Here is a 14,407-nt window from a genome sequence, read left to right as displayed (position 1 = left end):
GGGAAACAGGCCTTCAGCCGTAGCGGCGCAGGTCCTGGAAGAAATCGTCGATGGTGTGGAGGTCTCCGGTCCTGGTCACCTCGTCGTAGACGTATTTGCCGACGGCGAGGTCGAGGACACCGAGTCCGAAGGGCGAGAAGATCACCGGCCGGTCGGCCGGCGGGGTCACCCGTCCGGTCATGACGTCGTTCAGGGTCCCGTCCAGGAAGTCCCGGTGACCGGTGAGCTGCTCGGCCAGATGGGGGGAGGTGTCCGCCTTGAGACAGTGCTCGACGTCGTCGACGATGTTGGCCGACCCGAGCAGGATCTGCGGGGCGAGGTCACGCAGGGACACATGCAGGACCAGAGGGTTATGGGTGAACCAGGCCGGGTCGGTGACATGGGGTTCTCCGGCGATGGTGGCGAAGACCACCAGGTCGCTGGAGCGAATCAGTTCCTCGGCGCTGTCGTGGACGGAGACCTGTCCGGTGCGTCCGGTGGCGTCGGCCTGCTGCAGATAGCCGCAGAAGCCGGCGGTGCTGTCGGAGGACACGTCGTACACGCCGATGCTGTCGAACGTCCAGCCGGTGCGGGTGAGGAAGGTGTGGATGTAGCGGGCGATCAGGCCCGTGCCGAAGAATCCGATACGGGTGGGGCGGGTCCGGTTGCGGCTGAGCCAGTCGGCTGCCAGGGCGGCGGATGCCGCGGTTCTGGTGGCGCTGATGATGGAGCTTTCCAGACAGGCGAAGGGATACCCGGTGTCGTGGTCGTTGAGGATGAGGACCGCGGAGGCCCGGGGGAGGCCGGTCGTCACGTTGGCCGGGAAGCTGGAGATCCACTTCAGGCCGTCCACATGCATCGGTCCGCCGAGGGAGGCCGGCAGCGCGATGATCCGTGCCGTGGGTCGGTCGGGAAAGCGCAGGAAGTACGACGGTGGGTTGACCGAGTCTCCGGCGCCGTGCAGCCGGTAGGCGTCCTCGACCAGGTCCACGATCTGTTTCTCGCGCCCATCGAGCGCTTGCTGTACCTGGGCGCCGGAGATCACAGCGAAGCTCGGCGCCGGGGCCGGGTGGGACGTGGTGCGTCGGTCGGATGGGGACAGGACAGGGGTCATCGCCGGCTTACCTCCGGGGTCGGGCAGCAGTCGGCCAGGCGTTGAGGCTCGGCCATGGCGACCAGCACCTGGCGTTCTCCCGTGTAGGCCTCTCTGCTGTGTGCGGTGCGTACGTTGTCGACCAGCATCACGTCGCCGGCCTGCCAGGGCTCGCGTCGGGTGTGGTCCTCGTAGGTGGTGTTGAGCAGTTGGATGACGTCCTCACCGATCGGGGTGCCGTCTCCGAACCGGGTGTTGAACGGCAGCCCGTCCTCGCCGTAGACGTCCACCAGGTACTCGCGCACCTCCGGGGCCAGCGTCCACTCGTTGAGGAAGGCGATCTGGTTGAACCAGCAGCGCCGGCCGGTGACCGGGTGCCGCACCACGGCGTTGCGGCGCTGCCGGGTGTGCAAGGCACCGTCGGGCTGCCAGGTGAAGTCGATGGCGTGGGCGCGGCAGTAACGCTCGATGGCCGCGGGGTCGTCGGTGCCGAACGACTCCGTCAGGGAAGCCCCGATCTCGTCGTTGTAGCTGCGGGTGAGCAGCCAGCCCTCGCGTTCGAAGCGGTCGCTGAGCGCGGTGGGCAGCGCCTGGAGAACACGTTCCGCGTCGGCCACCGCGGTCGCTCCGCCCTGGTCGGGCGCGGTCAGACACGCGAACAGCATCAGGCCGGGAAACTCCAGTGTGTAGCTCAGTTCATGGTGCATGCACATCGGCTGGTTGGCCGGCCAGTTCGCGGAGGAGTACAGACCCGGGCCGTAGCGCTGCCGGGGCGCGAACGCCTCCCGCTCCGTCATCAGTCCACCGGCCAGCTCCGCGAGGACGGCACCGACCTGGTCCGGCTCCCGCAGTCCCAGACCGCGGACGAGAACCACGCCGTGCTCGGTGACCTCGGCACGCAGTGCATCGCGGTACTCGGCCGCCCAACTGGACGCATCATCAGGGGTGTCGACATGCAGGATCGGAGGTCTGTCCGACCGCAGCTCCACCTCGAGCAGTGATGTCGGGGGTGAGGACGACATCTCGGTTCCTTTCAGTTTGTCATTCAGGAGATCCAAAGAGGCCCAAGGGGCGCGAGGGAATACCGATTGGCCCAAGGAGGCCCCAAGCGGGCCCAAGGCGGCTCACGATGAGACCAGCAATTCGGCGGCACTCAGGACGGCCTGTGCCGCCTCGGCCGGACGAGTGCGCAGGAAGTAGTGCCCACCGTCGGCCAGTTCGTGCAGCTCCACGTTTTCGGCCAGCAGCTGCCAGTCGCGGTATCGGTCGGGGAACTCCTCCGCGTTCGGGTCGTCGGCGGCGACGACCACGGTCACCGGCGCGTTCAGCTTCACCGCCGGTGGGACTTCCATGGCGTCTGCGAAATAGCGGTGGGCGGATACGCAGTCGTGCCGGTAGGCGGCACCGACATGCTCGGCATGCTGCGCGCTCAGCTCACCGAGTTCGGTGTACCCGCTGTCCGTGCTCAGCTTCGCGGCGATCTCGGCGTTGCTCCGCCCCGTGAGCTCCGTGATGGCGGCGCGGCGGGCGGCGGCGGTGCCGGGCAGCTGTGCGCCGAGAAACACCCGCGGGACGTCCACCCCGCGCTCCTCCAGCTTCCTCGCCGTCTCCATGGCCAACGCGGCGCCCGCTGAATGCCCCCACAGCATGACCCTGGTCAGGCCACGGCCGGTGATCTCGGCGAGGACCTGCTCCGCCACCTGCTCCATCGGCGCGAACGGCTCGTTCCGGGCGGCCAGGTCATGTCCGGGCAGCTCGACGGCGTAGACCGCGGGCCCGCTGCCGGCCAGGGCTCCGGCCATCGGCCGGAAGTTGACCGCGTTGCCGCCTGCGTAAGGGAAGCACACCAGCGCGCATTCAGGCACACCGTCCGATACCGACAGTGGCTGAAGCAGCTCCGGCCGCTGCTGGGTCGTCCCATCGAGGAGAGCGGCGAGGTCGGCGAGTACCGGGTGGCGGGTGATGTCCTTGAGGGACACCGCGCGATCCAGGGCGATCGTGAGCCTGACCGCCGACAGCGACGTGCCGCCGGAGTCGAAGAAGTGGTCCTGTCGGCCGATGTGGTGCTCGGGGATGCCCAGCAACTCGGCCCACGCGGCCGCGAGCTTCCGCTCGCTCGGGGTACGTGGGGCACGCTCGTGCTCCCCGGCCACGTCGCCTCCTGCGGCCGGTACAGACGCTACGGCCTCTTCGGCCAGTGCGATGAGGGCCTTCCTGTCGATCTTGCCGTTGGCAGTCAGAGGCAGACTGTGCTGCCAGTGAAAGGCCGAGGGGACCATATAGGCGGGCAGTACGGCGCCCAGCGCCTCGCGCAGGACGTCCGCCTGTTGGCGCCGACCGGTGTAGAAGGCGATCAAATGCGTGCTGCGGCCTGCCAGTTCGGCGACGATGACCGCCCCGTCCCGTACGCCGGGCACCCGCAGCAGGGTGTTCTCGATCTCACCGATCTCGATACGGAAACCACGGATCTTGACCTGGTTGTCGCGACGGCCGAGGAACTCCAGCTTGCCGCCGGGATGCCAGCGACCCCAGTCACCTCCCAGGTAGAGACGCTCACCCGGCCGGTACGGATCATCCAGATAGGCCGCACGGGTGCGCTCGGGATCGTTGACATACCCCCGCCCCACGCACACCCCGGAGAAGGCGATCACCCCCGGGGCGCCCAGCGGAACCAGCGACAGATGCTCGTCGACGACGTAGACATGCACGTTGTTGACGGCACGCCCCAACAGAACCCGGCCGCCCTCGGGTACCCCGTCCATGATCTCGTGATTGGTGTCGTCCGAAGTCTCGGTCAGCCCATAGGCGTTGACCAGCCTGATCCCCGGCTGCAGGCGGAACCAGCGCTGGACCAGCTCCGGCTTCAACGCCTCACCGGTCACCGACACACACTTCAGGTCCGGCAACGCGCGGGGACGCTGCTCCAGATACGACACCACGACCTCCAGATAGGAGGGCACGACCTGGACCACACCGACCCGGCCATGAACGAGGGTGTCGAGGAACCGCTCCACATCCACGATCACCTCCTGCCCCACCAGCAGCGTCCGCCCGTCCACCAGGAGCGCGGCCAGCAACTGCCACAGCGAGATGTCGAAACACTGAGGGGCCGTCTGAGCCACCACATGGCCCTGACCGATCCCCAGGTCGTCGATCTTGGCGTAGAGATGGTTGAGCATGCCCGCGTGCTCACACATCGCCCCCTTCGGCTCCCCGGTGGAGCCGGAGGTGAAGTAGATATAGGCGAGCTGATCGGCGCTCACCTCCACCCCCACATCTCCCTCGGCGTGCCGTTCCTCATACGCCGCCTCGACCAGCAGCTTCTCGACCCCCGGCAGGGTGGCCAGGGCCTGATCGAGGCTGTGAGTGCTGCCGGCCTCTGTCAGCACCAGCCGGCACCCGGCGCGTGACAACGTCGCTGCGATACGGCCCGCCGGAAAGTGCGGCTCGATCGGCAGATACACGCCCCCGGCCTTGAACACAGCCAACACCGCGGCCAGCCAGTCAAGATTGCGTTCGGTGACGACTCCCACCACCGCTTCCCGGCCCAGACCCCGTGCCAGCAGCGCCCGCGCCAGCCGGTTCGCCCGCGCATTGAGCTCTCCGTACGTCCATCGGCGGTCACCCTGCACCGCCGCCACCGCCTTGGGATGGGCCCGCACCCGCTGCTCGAACAGCTCGTGCACCCGCCCCTCCGGCAGCTGCCGGTGAGGCCCGGCCAGCCCATCGAGCTGGTGGCCGATCTCCTCGGCCGACAGCAGACTCTGCCGTGCGTGCTCGGCATCGGCATCGGCCGCCATCAATCCCAGAGCGGTGAGGTGATAGCCACCGATCCTGGCCGCGCACTCGGCGTCCAGCACATCCGTTCGGTACCGGAGCCGCAACACCGGCCGGCCGCCGAGACCACACCAGCTCACGCCCAGCACCACGTCCTCAACGAGCGCGCCCTCCGCCCCCGCCGGATCGAACACGACCTCGTACGACGGGCCCGCCACCCCCAACTCACGGCGCAGCTCATCCACTTGGAACTCCCGGTGCGCCAGCAGCTCCGCCTCGACGCGATGAGCGCTCAGCACCAACGCGCGCCACGACTCGGGTGTGACGGTCAGCCGACACGGCAGCGGGCCGCCCGCCACACCGGCGGCATAACCCGTCACCACCTCCTGCTCACCCGACAACGCGGCCAGCACCTTGGTATGCGCGGCAAGCAGCACCGCACTCACCGGGACCCCGAGTTCGGCAGCAAGCCCGCGCACGGCCTCCGTCATATCGGCCGGCACGGCCGCCTCGTACTCGGCGACACCCGCAACCGGCGCCCGCGCCCACCGCGGAACCGCGGTGAAGCCACCGGCGGTCAGCACACTGCCCCAGAACTCCCGTTCCGCCTGCACGTCCACTTCCATCACATGGCCTTCCTCAACTCGCCGTCACGGCGTCGTTCGCCGAGGACGCTCCTGTTGCCGTTGCCGTTGCCGTTGCCGTTGCCGTTGCCGTTGGGCCAATGGCGCCGAGCTGCCCGGCGCCGTCCGGCATCTCCACGGCGGGATTTCCTCCCCAGTGCGCCCGCGCGGGGACTTCCTCGCCCTTCATGAGGAAGGAATCAGGTGCCAGTACGGCGCCGTCGCCCATCGTCACGCCGTAGTGCACGTGTGCGCCGACCCCGAGGGTGCAGCCCGGACCGAGCGTGCTGTGGTCGGACTTGAAGGTGCCGTCCTCCTGTGAGTGGCACTGGATCTTGGTCCCGGCATTGAGTGTGCAGTCGTTCCCGATGGTGGTGAGCGTCCGCTCGGTCATATAGCAGCCGTCATCGAACACTCTGCTGCCGACACGAACACCCAGCAGCCGCCAGACCACGTTCTTGAACGGGGTTCCGTTGAAAACGTTGAGGTATTCGTCCGGCACCTTCCACAGGCGTTCGTGCCACCAGAAGTAGGGGTCATAGATGGAGCACAACCTGGGACGCAGAGGACGGAACGACCCGATGCAGCGCTCAACCAGGACGAAGTAGAGGGTGGTGAACCCGAGGGCGAGGGCCAGGTACGCGGCGATCACCACATGCCCGACGACTCCGTAAAGGCCGACGGAGGCGAGACCGAGCGCCGTGAGAACGAAGGCGTGCAGCCATCGCACCAGCAGGAACAAGATCATCGAGCGGATGTTGTAGCGGTTCTTTGCGGCGAGGTTGCGGTGGAATTCCGCTCCGGTCCTGAGATGGTCGAACCGGGAGTCACGTTCCACCGACCGCGGAATCTCGAAGCACGGCGAGCCGAGCAGCCCGACACCTTGGCGGATCTCACCGTCGAGAGGAACCATCACCTTCGTCGCAAGCAGGCAGTTCTCCCCTGTTCTGCCGCCCGTGGGGTAGGCGATGTTGTTCCCGAGGAAGTTGCGCGGACCGATCGTCGCCCGGGACACCCGGAAGGATGTGCTCGAGAAGTCGGCATTGATGATGGAGAGCCCGTCGGCCACCATCGTTCCACTGCCGACAGAAACCAGATACGGCGACTCGTGCTGCACTTCCGTGCCGAAGTTCGACCCGGTCTGCTCCACCTTGGACAAGTCGTATCCCAGGCCGCGAAGATAATGGACGATGTACGAGCTGTCACCGAAGAGCCAGGCGAAGAACCGAATGTTCGTCATATGGGACATCGTCCGGTGCACGGAATAGTGGAAGCCGTAGAGCGGATAGACCTTGTCGGGCTTGACGACCAGATTCAACAGGCGTGGAACGGTGAACAGCAGGGCGAGGCCCACGAACACGAAGCCGAAGAACAGTGCGACGGACAGGGGCAGCGCGTCGATGAGGAGTTCCGACGACGTGAGTCCGGCCGTCTTGGGCTCCAGTCGCTTGCCGAGCGCCGGAACCTCCGTGAACAGCATGTACGTACCGCCGACGGTCAGCGGTACGTACACGAGGAACAGCTGGAGCAGGGTGGCGAGGCCGAAACCGGCCCGGCGCAGCGTGCCGCACCGGGCCGGCGCGACCCTCACGTAGTCGATCTCCGTGGGCTGCGCCGGCGATCCGTGCCGACGCTCCCCGGCGGGGACCACCTGGCCTCGGTAGAGGGCTGATGTGTGGCCGAGCTGGGCTGCGTCGCCCATCGACGTGTCGATGTCGAGCACGGTCTTTTCGCCGATGAACACGTCCCGGCCGAGAGTGATGCGGCCGGTCTGGATGTGCCCGGCGTGCGCCCGGTAGCAGAGGAAGTGCGAGTCCTTGCGGATGACCGTACCGGCGCCGATCGTGAGCAGGTCGGTGCAGACCGGTACGGAGTGCGAGAGGATCGTGACCTCCTTGCCGATATGTGCGCCCAGCGCCCGCAGGTACAGCACATACAGCGGATTGCCGACGAAGAAGAGGACCGGGTTGGCGTGGAGCAGCACCTTGACGATCCAGAAGCGCAGATAGGTGAGACTCCAGACGGGGAACTCGCGAGGTTTCCAGCGGCCGATGAGGATCCATTTGGCCACGACGGGGAATGCGCAGATGGCGACGAAGCCGAGGCCGCCGAACATGATCGACCGAAGATAGATGTCGGTCAGGCCTGAACCGGTGGCCACCCATTCATAACCTTTAGCGGCCACAAGTCCGGTGACGAAGGAATAGCCCAGGAAGATCAACAACTGGAGTGTTCCGCACAGGACATAGGCCGACGTGCTCGCCATCCCCGCTCGCGCGGGCGACATCACCTGCGTCGACGGCGATGTCGGGGGAGGCGAATCGATCGGGAGCGGTGAAACGACAGGAGCGGGAGTGGCGTCCGCGAGAGCGGCTGCCAGGGTTCGGATGGTGGGGTGCCGATAGATGTCCTTCATGGATGCGGAGGGCAGATCGGACCGCTTCCTGATCCGTGCGCAGAACTGAGCCATGACCAAGGAGTTGGCGCCCAGGTCGTCGAAGAAGTTGCTGTCGGGCGCGATGTGTTCGACGCACACGACGTCAGCCAGTACTTCGGCCAGTTTCCTCTCGGTGTCTGTCGGCGTCGGGTCGGTGCCGCCGTTCCCGACGAGCGCACGTTCATGCGGCCCGGATATCAAGACCTCGGCAGACTTCTCCACGATGCGAACTCCTTGCGGAAATCCCAATGAGCATGAGCCAGTTGGCGAGTCCGTTTCCTCACGTTCGTAAAGAGCCGAACCGAGCAATCCGGAAGCCGCGAGGTCGCGCTCTCTGATGTGATCACGAAACCGTGCGCTTCAGTTTCATTCGGCCATCGTCAAGTTGCCACTCGGCCTCGATCGCGATGACGCGAAGGTGACGCTCAAAAGGGGGGTGTTTCCGGCTCCCTGCACCGCTGGGGTGCGCAGCAAATCACCCATATGGAGGTTCACTCCGAGAATTAGGGTCGCCGGTGCGAGTGGGTGACGGCGGTGGAGCGTCTGCCGGTCGTGGTCCGGCCGCGCGGAGGCGTCACCGAACGGGCCGGATTCAGATGATCTCTAAGCCTTCCCAGCCGAGACGAAGCGCTCGAGGAGCGTGCACAGGAGTTCCTGGTCGTCCTCGCTCATGCCGTCGAGGAGGCGGGCGGCCACCTCGTCGGCGATCAGGGAGGCCTCGGTGAACAGTGCCCTGCCGTCCTCGGTGATCTCGACCGCGTAGGCGCGGCGGTCGGTGGGGGAGGGGCGCCGTGCGACCAGGCCACGTGCCTCCAGATCGTCGACGGTGCGCACCATCGTGGACTTGTCGCTGGCGGTGAAGTCGATGAGCCGGCGCTGGCTGAGTGGTCCATGCGTTCCGAGGTTGAGCAGCACTCCGTAGTGACGGCCCTCGATGCCCAGCGGGCGCAACGCCTCGGCGAACGTCTGCGCGGCGCGCCGCTGTGCAAGGCGGAGCAGCGGGCCGACACGGACGGGGCCGGTGCCGAACGAACGGGGAGTGGACTCGGGCGGGTTCATCGGCATCAAGCATAGGGGAACACGAGACTGGTTCCGATGAGATGGTTCCATGTGGCACTATCTCATCCATGCCTAATAGGATTGTGGTGTCGTCGCGTCCGGTGGGAGAGCCGCCTGAGTGCGCAAATGCCGGGCGTCCGTACGCGCGGCGATGGACTCTCGTGGTCTTCCGGACCGTGGTGACCTGCGAGGCCGCCCTCGCTCTGGGGCAGGCCGTGCTGGCCGGAAGCTTCCTGTCCGGTCACTACGGAGCCCTCGACCTGCATGCGCTCAATGCCACGGCCACCGGGCTCACCGCCGTGGCGCAGACCGTGGCCGCACTGCTGCTGTGGCGGCCCGGCGGAGGGCCGCGCTGGCCGGTCATGGTGTGTGCCGCGCTCTTCGGCGCGGAGGCGGGGCAGATCGCCATGGGATACGGGCGGGTGCTCGCCGTGCACGTCCCGCTGGGTGTGGCGATCATCGCCTGCACTCTTCTGATGCTGGTCTGGGCCTGGCGCCCGGCGCAGCACCCGGACCGATCGCTCCGGGCCCGGAGCGGCGAGGAGGAGCCGGTATGACCAGAGGCATCAGCAGGCGCCGCCTTCTCGCCACGGCGGCCGTGGGCGGCGGAGCGCTCACCGCCGGCGGATGGGCCGTGGCCGGCGGGGCGCTGACGTCAGGTCAGCCAGGGCTGCTGCTGCGCAGCCGGGCAGCCCTGCCGCGACCGTACGAGGTACCGCTGCCCGTGCCGTCCGTACTCCGACCGGTCCGCTCCAGCGGCACGACAGACGTGTACGAGATCACCCAACGGACGGCACGACTGAGGATCCTCCCGGGGCTGGAGACCAGCGCCTGGAGCTACGACGGCACGTTCCCCGGGCCGACCATCGTCTCCCGTTCCGGACGCCGGACAGTTGTGCGGCATCGCAACGAACTCCCGCACCCGACCGTGGTCCACCTCCACGGGGGCCACACCCCGTACGGGAGCGACGGCTATCCGACCGCGCTGATCGTGCCGCGGAACGTCACGGGCTCCGGAGCCGGCGTCGACGGCATGACGGGGATGCCGGGCATGTCCGGGGCGGCCGGCTCACAGGACGCTTCCGTCGGGCAGCGCACGTACACGTACCCGATGGAGCAGCGGGCCGCCACGCTCTGGTACCACGACCACCGCATGGGCTTCACCGGGCCGAACGTCTGACACGGCCTGGCCGGGTTCCACCTGGTCCACGACGACGAGGAAGAGGCACTGCCGCTGCCCCGCGGCGAACGCGACGTCCCGCTGATGATCGCCGACCGGTCCTTCGCTGCCGACGGTGCCTTCAGGTACCCCGCCCTCGACGCCGCCCAGCGCCTGCCGGGCGTCACCGACCCGTACATGGACGGGGTCCTGGGCGACGTCATCCTGGTCAACGGGGCACCCTGGCCCGTGCTGGAGACCCAGCGGGTGCGCTACCGTCTGCGCCTGCTCAACGCCTCCAACGCCCGTCGCTACCGCCTGGCGCTCGATCCCCAGCCGCCCGGCGGCGGGGCCCTGGTGCAGATCGGCGGCGACGGCGGTCTGCTGGAGCGGCCACTCGTGCACGACACACTGGACATCGCCCCTGCCGAACGCTTCGACGTGGTCGTCGACTTCTCCCGCTACCGGCCCGGCACCCGCGTACGGCTGGTCAACCTCCTGGGCAGCGGCAGCACCGCGTCCGTCATGCGCTTCGACATCTCCACCACCCGGCCTCCGGCCGACGACTCACGCATACCCGCCCGGCTGTCCGCGATACCCGCGCCGCAGCCGAACCGGGCCGCGGTGACCCGTACCTTCCACTTCCAGCGGCGGGCCGGATCCACCGGTTGGGCCATCAACGGCCGCCCCTATGAGCCCGGTAGGCCACTGGCCACTGTCCGCCTCGGCACCACCGAGGTATGGCGGTTCGTCACCGATTTCCATCACCCTGTCCACCTCCACCTCAACCACTTCCAGGTGACCGCCCGCAATGGCCGCTCGCCGGGCCCGTACGACGCGGGTTGGAAGGACACCGTGGATCTACGCCCCGCCGAATCCGTGGAGGTCGTCACCCGATTCACCGACTACCCAGGTCGATTCATGCTTCACTGCCACAACCTCGAGCACGAGGACATGGCGATGATGGCCGACTTCGTCACGGAGTAGAGGGCAGGGAACTCGGGTCTTTCCCTACGTCTGGCGTACGGAACGGCCACGGGACTCGCGACAGGTCGGGCCGCCGCCTCCCGAGGCGCTGCGGCACTGTCCACGGGACAGTGGGGGCATGAACCCAGACGACAAGAACCCTCTGGCCCGGGGCCGAGTGGCGACCAGGCTGCCGGCCCAGGACCTGGACCGGGCGCGGCGTTTCTACTCCGAGCATCTCGGTCTGGAGCCCGTCGACGAACGCCCGGGCGGGCTGCTGTATCGGTGCGGAGGCGTGGACTTCGTAGTGTTCCGGTCGACGGGGGCCTCTCCCGGCACCTTCACCCAGATGGCGTGGGAGGTGGACGACATCGAGTCGGCCATGGCTGAGCTCAGACGTCGCGGCGTGGTGTTCGAAGAGGTCGACGTACCCGGACTCCGTACGAGGGACGGAATCGCCGAGATCGAGGGGAACTACCCGAGCAAGGGCGCACGGGGTGAACGCGGCGCCTGGTTCCGTGACAGCGAGGGGAACATGCTGGGCATCGGCCAGCGGGTCGTCTGAGCCGGTGAGCGCGAGCACGCGCTGGCCGCACTGCCCGGCACACGCACCCTGATCTCGCTCGTCGTCCGGATGAACCGCGACAACTACCGCTCCCCGGCCCGCATCGTGGTCAACCAGGAGTTCCACCAGACCGACGACCAGGCCAACCACGCCGCCCGCACGATCACCCAGGCGCTCCAGGACACCGGCTACCGCGCAGCAGGCAGGGACGCCCGGCGCAGACCCCCACGCGATGCGCATGCCGGCCTCAGCAGCCTCGGCGCACGGGATGCCTGAGCACGGGCCAGGTCGGGATGGTCCAGGCTGACCGCGGCCGCGTCATCCGCACCCGCCGCCAGGCACAGTTTGCGCAGCCAGGCCGCGTCGATCACCGGGGGAGGGTTCTGGGCCTCACCGGCTTCATGCCGGGCGAGCACGGCCCGCACTGTCGGGTGCGCGGCCAGTTTGGCCGGGAGCTGTAGCCTCGGCCCATGCCCGACGCATCGGTGGCACGCTTCTACGACGAACTGGCCGACGACTACCACCTGATCTATGCGGACTGGGATGCGGGCATCCGTCGGCAGGGCGCCGCCCTGGACGCCCTGATCGGTCAGGACCGTGGTGAGGTGCTCGACTGCTCCTGCGGCATCGGCACGCAGGCGATCGGCCTGGCGCTGCGCGGACACCGCGTTACCGGGACCGACCTCAGCCCCCGCGCCGCCTCCCGCGCTGCCCGGGAGGCCGCCGCCCGGGGGCTGACGCTCCTCACGGCCGCTGCCGACATGCGGCGCCTGCCGTTCCCCGGCGGCCGGTTCGACGCCGTCGTCTGCGCCGACAACGCACTGCCCCACCTCCTGACGGAGCAGGACGTGCGTGGCGCCCTGGTCGAGATGCGCCGCGTGCTGCGTCCGTCGGGCCGGCTGCTCATCAGCACCCGCCCCTACGATGAACTGCTGCGCGACCGCCCCACCTCGACGCCCCCGCAGATCAGCCAGCCCGCCGGGCCCACCAATGGCGGAGAGCGTACCGTCACCTTCCAGCTCTGGCACTGGCACGACGACGGCGAGCACTACGACCTGGAGCACTTCCAGCTGTTTCCCGAGGGCGGGGGATGGCGCGTCAAGGTCCGCCGGACCGCGTACTGGGCGCTCGGCCGCGACCGGCTGAACGGTCTTGCGGCTGATGCGGGGTTCACGGACCTTGAGTGGCGGATGCCGCGGGAGACGGGCTTCTTCCAGCCGCTGCTCATGGCGCGCGCCGGCGAGTAGGCGGTTCCGTGGCCTGGCCATGGATATCCGGGCCGCTCCCATGTCGCTCTCCGGCTGGGTCCGGAAGCCCGCACCAGCGCCCGGGCCACGGGAGGGCGGCAGTTGGCGCTGAAGGGCCAGAAGATCTTCATCACGTGGGGCGATCGCGACCTCACCGAGAGCATCGTTCACCTGGTCCTGGCCCGCACCGAGGGGGCACCCCAGGGGCTCGGTGGCCTGTCCCTGTTCGTCGTGCCGAAGTTCCTGCCGAACGCCGACGGTACCCCCGGTGAGCGCAACTCGGTCCACACGGACTTGCTGGAGCACAAGCTCGGCATCCATGCCAGCCCCACCTGCGTCCTTGACTACGACGAAGCGACCGGATGGTTGGTGGGCGAAGCGCGCCCTGCCGTTGCAGGTGGCGGCCTGGCTGGACCTGGCGCGGGCCGAAAGGTCGGCCGAGGCGTTTGTTGAACAATCCTCGAGTCGATGGGCCCGACTGTAGACCGATCGGTTTTCTCAGGGCAGGCAGCGAAGCGGCCCTGGGTTCACGGGCGCGCCGGAAAATCAGCCCGTCGATTGCCGCGGTGTCCACTGCAGTCGCAGCAGCGAGTGGACGCGGCGGAAGATGTAGACCGCTGTCGGCAGTTCGACGAAGACGGCCAGCGCGGCCGATGCCCAAACCCCAGGAGTGCCGAAGGCGAGCGAGACATCGAACCACGCGTCGCACACCAGCAGGACGGCGGTTGCCAGAGCGGGAATCACCGCTGCGCGGTGGCGGCGCAGACCGAGGACGGCCGTCGCCACGAAGGCGGAGAGCAGCAGTATGTCGAAGCCGACCCAGGTCGTGCGCCAGGCGTGGACGCGGTAGTCGGACGGCAGCGTCAGTCCCATGATCACCGTCCACGGGATGAGTCCCAGCGCGGACGCCGCGAGCAATTCGAGGGTGTGCCGTCGGCGCCGCTCGAACACGTCGTCACGGCCGCCACTGCTGAGGCGGCCCGCACAGGCCAAGCCCTCCGGTGGTGGGGGCTCTGCGGAGGGGTCGGCTGCCGTCGGGTTCCCGGTTGCCTGGCTCATCGGCGTGTCGGTTCCTCGAGGACCGCGCGTGAGGACGTGGGGTACCAGGCAGCGATCCTCCCGGTGGTGAACCAGCCGATGGCGGCCAGGAGTACACCGGCCAGCGCGTTCGGAAAATTCCTGCTCAAGAGCATCATCACGGCCGCTGCGTCCAGGCCGACCGCGAGGAGGACGAAGGCGCCGCGCTGCCATGGTGCGCGCGGCGCCGAGGCCGAAACGGGGCGCTCGGGGCGACTGCGGAGGATTCCCGGCATGAGGTGGCTCATCGCAGCCACCTCCTCTGACCCGTCCGGCCGTTGTGCATGTCAGCCTCCAGAGAGCCCGCCCACAGATGTCAGCAATAACTGGAGGCGGGTCTCCTGATATTTCCGTGGAGACCGCCCAAGAGGGGATCCGGGTCGTGACATGAGGCACACATCGGGCAGAGCAGGCAGCGGGTCAGT

14 protein-coding genes are annotated in these 14,407 nt (G+C 68.1%); 7 read left to right on the top strand and 7 right to left on the bottom strand.

Going from position 1 to position 14,407, the window contains the following annotated elements; genetic code table 11:
• Nucleotides 1–13: 13 nt before the first annotated feature.
• From sbnB to ABT186_RS18945, 5 genes are all read right to left on the bottom strand, one after another.
• The gene (sbnB, locus tag ABT186_RS18965; RefSeq protein ID WP_351229548.1) at nucleotides 14–1,093 is read right to left on the bottom strand and encodes a 2,3-diaminopropionate biosynthesis protein SbnB; all 1,080 of its coding nucleotides are present in this window, start codon (nucleotides 1,091–1,093) and stop codon (nucleotides 14–16) included.
• A complete protein-coding gene (locus ABT186_RS18960; protein WP_351229550.1) occupies nucleotides 1,090–2,094 on the bottom strand; it encodes a TauD/TfdA family dioxygenase in 1,005 nt (334 codons plus the stop codon). The genes sbnB and ABT186_RS18960 overlap by 4 nt, the downstream gene beginning before the upstream one ends.
• A gap of 102 nt (nucleotides 2,095–2,196) precedes the next feature.
• The gene (locus ABT186_RS18955; protein ID WP_351925954.1) at nucleotides 2,197–5,475 is read right to left on the bottom strand and encodes a non-ribosomal peptide synthetase; all 3,279 of its coding nucleotides are present in this window, start codon (nucleotides 5,473–5,475) and stop codon (nucleotides 2,197–2,199) included.
• Between the two features lie 13 nt (nucleotides 5,476–5,488).
• On the bottom strand, nucleotides 5,489–8,134 hold the full coding sequence (locus ABT186_RS18950; RefSeq protein ID WP_502973247.1) for a Pls/PosA family non-ribosomal peptide synthetase: 2,646 nt from the start codon (nucleotides 8,132–8,134) through the stop codon (nucleotides 5,489–5,491).
• Nucleotides 8,135–8,512: 378 nt separating this feature from the next.
• Nucleotides 8,513–8,968 (bottom strand): MarR family winged helix-turn-helix transcriptional regulator, encoded by a 456-nt coding sequence (locus ABT186_RS18945; RefSeq protein ID WP_351229554.1) that lies wholly within the window; start codon nucleotides 8,966–8,968, stop codon nucleotides 8,513–8,515.
• Between the two features lie 161 nt (nucleotides 8,969–9,129).
• Here ABT186_RS18945 and ABT186_RS18940 point away from each other — a divergent pair, with 161 nt between their 5' ends.
• The 7 genes from ABT186_RS18940 (at nucleotide 9,130) to ABT186_RS18910 (ending at nucleotide 13,358) form a co-directional block, all read left to right on the top strand.
• Nucleotides 9,130–9,525, top strand: coding sequence for a hypothetical protein (locus ABT186_RS18940; RefSeq protein WP_351229556.1), 396 nt, complete (start codon nucleotides 9,130–9,132; stop codon nucleotides 9,523–9,525).
• Nucleotides 9,522–10,148: a multicopper oxidase domain-containing protein gene (locus tag ABT186_RS18935; RefSeq protein WP_351925952.1), complete on the top strand. Its 627-nt coding sequence runs from the start codon at nucleotides 9,522–9,524 to the stop codon at nucleotides 10,146–10,148. The genes ABT186_RS18940 and ABT186_RS18935 overlap by 4 nt, the downstream gene beginning before the upstream one ends.
• Before the next feature lie 84 nt (nucleotides 10,149–10,232).
• Nucleotides 10,233–11,114 carry a multicopper oxidase family protein gene (locus ABT186_RS18930; RefSeq protein ID WP_351925950.1) on the top strand — a complete coding sequence of 294 codons (882 nt, stop codon included), beginning with the start codon at nucleotides 10,233–10,235 and terminating at the stop codon, nucleotides 11,112–11,114.
• A gap of 118 nt (nucleotides 11,115–11,232) precedes the next feature.
• Nucleotides 11,233–11,658 (top strand): VOC family protein, encoded by a 426-nt coding sequence (locus ABT186_RS18925; protein ID WP_351229560.1) that lies wholly within the window; start codon nucleotides 11,233–11,235, stop codon nucleotides 11,656–11,658.
• A 69-nt stretch (nucleotides 11,659–11,727) separates the two neighbouring features.
• The gene (locus ABT186_RS18920; protein WP_351229561.1) at nucleotides 11,728–11,934 is read left to right on the top strand and encodes a hypothetical protein; all 207 of its coding nucleotides are present in this window, start codon (nucleotides 11,728–11,730) and stop codon (nucleotides 11,932–11,934) included.
• Between the two features lie 194 nt (nucleotides 11,935–12,128).
• Entirely contained in the window at nucleotides 12,129–12,905 is a 777-nt protein-coding gene (locus tag ABT186_RS18915) for a class I SAM-dependent methyltransferase (RefSeq protein WP_351229562.1), read from the top strand.
• Nucleotides 12,906–13,007: 102 nt separating this feature from the next.
• Nucleotides 13,008–13,358, top strand: a complete 351-nt coding sequence (locus ABT186_RS18910; RefSeq protein ID WP_351229563.1) for an acyl-CoA dehydrogenase family protein — start codon at nucleotides 13,008–13,010, stop codon at nucleotides 13,356–13,358.
• Between the two features lie 93 nt (nucleotides 13,359–13,451).
• On the opposite strand, the gene ABT186_RS18905 is transcribed toward ABT186_RS18910, so the two are convergent.
• Together ABT186_RS18905 and ABT186_RS18900 are read right to left on the bottom strand one after the other, a co-directional pair.
• On the bottom strand, nucleotides 13,452–13,964 hold the full coding sequence (locus tag ABT186_RS18905; RefSeq protein WP_351925948.1) for a hypothetical protein: 513 nt from the start codon (nucleotides 13,962–13,964) through the stop codon (nucleotides 13,452–13,454).
• Nucleotides 13,961–14,230, bottom strand: a complete 270-nt coding sequence (locus tag ABT186_RS18900; RefSeq protein ID WP_351925946.1) for a hypothetical protein — start codon at nucleotides 14,228–14,230, stop codon at nucleotides 13,961–13,963. The genes ABT186_RS18905 and ABT186_RS18900 overlap by 4 nt, the downstream gene beginning before the upstream one ends.
• Between the last annotated feature and the right edge of the window lie 177 nt (nucleotides 14,231–14,407).

This window comes from Streptomyces sp. NPDC001634 (assembly GCF_040298185.1).
GTDB lineage: Bacteria > Actinomycetota > Actinomycetes > Streptomycetales > Streptomycetaceae > Streptomyces.
The sequence above is the reverse complement of the archived record's forward strand: the minus strand, read 5'-3'. Positions and strand labels throughout refer to the sequence as shown.